General features: G+C 57.1%; 2 protein-coding genes. Both read left to right on the forward strand.

Annotated features, from left to right (window positions below):
* The coding region (locus H7A81_RS26515; RefSeq protein WP_182059258.1) for an efflux RND transporter periplasmic adaptor subunit at window positions 1–508 on the forward strand (508 nt) is incomplete at its 5' end.
* An 18-nt stretch (window positions 509–526) separates the two neighbouring features.
* Window positions 527–3,148, forward strand: a 2,622-nt coding sequence (locus H7A81_RS26520) for an efflux RND transporter permease subunit (protein WP_182059259.1), incomplete at its 3' end; no start/stop codon positions are given.

Below are 3,148 nucleotides of genomic sequence, written 5' to 3' on the forward strand. Positions count from 1 at the left end.
TGTCTATTTCGACGTCGATGAAGCCACCTATCTGCAGTATCAGGCGATGGCACGTCAGGGACAAAATCGCGGTTCGCTGCCGGTGGAAATCGCGCTGACCGGCGAGCAAGGTTATCCGCATCGTGGCACCGTTGACTTCCTCGACAACCAACTCACCGCCAGCACTGGCACCATTCGCATGCGTGCCACGCTGGATAATCATGAACGTCAGTTCACCCCTGGTCTGTTTGCCCGCGTGCGTTTACCCGGCAGCGCCGCGTTTAACGCGCTGTTGATCGACGATAAAGCGGTGCTGACCGATCAAGATCGTAAATACGTGTATGTGGTCGATGCGCAGGGTAAAGCCGAGCGTCGCGATATTCAGGCTGGCGAGCTGGCTGATGGCCTGCGCATTGTGCAATCCGGTTTGAAGCCGGGTGACAAAGTGATCGTCAATGGCCTGCAGAAAGTCTTCATGCCTGGCATGCCGGTGAAAGCTCAGCCGGTGGCAATGCGCTCCGCTCAATAATAATCGAGACTGCCTGTTATGGATTTCTCCCGCTTTTTTATCGACCGACCGATCTTTGCGGCGGTACTGTCGATTTTGATATTTACCACCGGACTGATCGCCATACCACTGCTGCCGATCAGTGAATACCCCAACGTGGTGCCACCCAGTGTGCAGGTGCGCGCAGAATATCCTGGCGCCAACCCCAAAGTGATTGCTGATTCGGTGGCGACACCGCTGGAAGAGGCGATCAACGGGGTCGAAAACATGATGTACATGAAGTCAGTGGCCGGTTCGGATGGCGTGCTGGTCACCACCGTGACCTTCCGTCCAGGTACCGATCCAGACCAGGCACAGGTTCAGGTGCAAAACCGTGTGGCGCAGGCAGAAGCCCGCCTGCCGGAAGAGGTGCGTCAACTCGGTTTGACCACGCAGAAGATGTCACCGACGCTAACGCTGGTGGTGCACATGTTCTCGCCGAAGGGCAAGTATGACTCACTCTATCTGCGTAACTACGCCACCCTGAAGGTGAAAGATGAGCTGGCACGCCTGCCGGGTGTCGGCCAAATTCAGATCTTCGGGGCGGGCGAGTATGCGATGCGCGTCTGGCTCGATCCGAATAAGGTGGCCGCACGTGGCATGACCGCTTCTGATGTGGTCAGCGCCATGCAGGAGCAGAACGTGCAGGTGTCTGCCGGTCAGTTGGGCGCAGAGCCGACCAAAAAGGCCAGTGACTTCCTGCTGTCGATCAACACCCAGGGGCGTCTGGAGAGCGAAGAACAGTTCGGCAACATCATTCTGAAAACCGCCGATGACGGCTCGCTGGTGCGCCTGCGTGACGTGGCGCGCATTGAGATGGGTTCCGGTAGCTACGCCCTGCGCTCTCAGCTGAACAACAAGGACGCGGTCGGCATCGGTATCTTCCAGGCACCGGGCGCCAACGCCATCGACTTGTCGAATGCTGTGCGTGACAAGATGGCCGAACTGGCCACCCGCTTCCCGGACGATGTGCAGTGGGCGGCACCGTACGATCCAACCGTGTTCGTGCGTGATTCGATCCGTGCCGTGGTGCAAACGCTGTTTGAAGCGATTGTGCTGGTGGTACTGGTGGTGATCCTGTTCCTGCAAACCTGGCGTGCATCGATCATTCCGTTGCTGGCCGTGCCGGTTTCGGTGGTGGGAACGTTCAGCGTGCTTTACCTGCTGGGCTTCTCGCTCAACACCCTCAGTTTGTTCGGGCTGGTGTTGGCGATAGGTATCGTGGTGGATGACGCCATTGTGGTGGTAGAGAACGTCGAACGTAATATCGCGATGGGACTCTCACCGACGGCGGCTGCGCATCAGGCGATGCGCGAAGTGTCGGGACCCATTATCGCGATTGCGTTAGTGCTGTGTGCGGTATTCGTGCCGATGGCGTTCCTGTCCGGTGTGACCGGTCAGTTCTACAAGCAGTTTGCGGTGACGATTGCCATCTCCACGGTGATCTCCGCCATTAACTCATTGACGCTCTCTCCGGCGCTGGCGGCCAAGCTACTGAAGTCGCATGATGCACCGAAAGATATGCCGACGCGTCTGATTGATCGCTTACTCGGCTGGATTTTCCGTCCGTTTAACCGCTTCTTCCAGCGCAGTTCCGATGGCTACGAGTCGATGGTCGGCAAAACCCTGCGTCGTCGCGGTGCGGTATTTGGCGTTTACGTCATACTGCTGGCGGGCGCGGGCTTTATGTTCCACACCGTGCCGGGCGGCTTTATTCCGACGCAGGATAAGCTGTATCTGATTGGCGGCGTGAAAATGCCAGAAGGTTCGTCACTGGCGCGTACCGATGAAGTGATTCGCAAGATGAGCGAAATCGGCATGAACACCGAAGGCGTGGCCTATTCGGTCGCCTTCCCTGGCCTGAATGCCTTGCAGTTCACCAATACACCGAATACCGGCACCGTATTCTTCGGCCTGAAGCCGTTTAATGAACGTACCCGTTCGGCTGCGGAAATTAACGCTGAAATCAACGCGAAAATCTCCAAAATCCAGCAAGGCTTTGGTTTCTCGATTATGCCACCGCCGATTCTGGGGCTGGGTCAGGGTTCGGGTTACTCGCTGTATGTGCAGGATCGTGCGGGCTTAGGTTACGGTGCGTTGCAAACCGCCATTAATACCCTTTCCGGTGCGGTGATGCAGACGCCGGGCATGATGTTCCCGATCTCCTCGTATCAGGCCAACGTACCGCAGCTGGATGTGCAGGTGGACCGTGACAAGGCCAAAGCGCAAGGCGTGTCATTGACTGACCTGTTCAGTACCTTACAGGTGTATCTCGGCTCCTCTTACGTCAACGACTTCAATAAGTTTGGTCGTACCTGGCGTGTGATGGCGCAGGCGGACGGGGATTTCCGTAACAGCGTGCAGGATATTGCCAATCTGCGTACCCGTAACAATCAGGGCGAGATGGTGCCAATCGGCAGTATGGTCAACATCACCACCACCTATGGCCCCGATCCGGTGATTCGTTATAACGGCTATCCGGCGGCGGACTTGATAGGTGATGCCGATCCACGCGTACTCTCTTCAGCGCAGGCAATGGAGAAGCTGGAAGCGATGTCGGGCCAGGTGCTGCCGAATGGCATGAACATCGAATGGACCGACCTGAGCTATCAGCAAGCCACT

It is taken from the genome of Pantoea sp. ME81 (assembly GCF_903970985.1).
In the GTDB taxonomy this organism is placed as follows: domain Bacteria; phylum Pseudomonadota; class Gammaproteobacteria; order Enterobacterales; family Enterobacteriaceae; genus Pantoea; species Pantoea communis.